This is a genomic window from Flavihumibacter cheonanensis, from assembly GCF_022352215.1.
Lineage (GTDB): Bacteria > Bacteroidota > Bacteroidia > Chitinophagales > Chitinophagaceae > Flavihumibacter > Flavihumibacter cheonanensis.
In genome coordinates this window covers 1-283 of record NZ_JAKRWF010000172.1, presented here as the reverse complement: position 1 = coordinate 283, position 283 = coordinate 1, and the positions used below count along the sequence as shown (strand labels likewise).

The 283-nt window shown below is 72.8% G+C and carries 1 protein-coding gene; it reads left to right on the top strand.

Translation table 11 applies throughout. The features are described from left to right. On the top strand, positions 1–283 hold a 283-nt coding region (locus MD536_RS21580; protein ID WP_239603848.1), incomplete at both ends, for a hypothetical protein.

Here is a 283-nt window from a genome sequence, read left to right as displayed (position 1 = left end):
AAGGGCCTGCTCGGCGGGCTGCTCGAGGGGCCGGTCAACGAGGTCAACGCGCCGTTCCTCGCCGAAGAGCGCGGACTCAAGGTCGCGGAGCACAACCGGGGCGTGGGCGACAGCGCGTTCCGCGACCTGCTGCGCGTCGAGATCGGGCGCGGGACGAGCGCGCACTCGGCCGAGGGGACGGTGTTCCCCGACGGCGACCAGCGCATCGTGCGGGTCGACGGCGTCCTGGTCGAGGTGCCGGTGTCCGGCCACCTGCTCGTCATGCGCAACAACGACCAGCCCG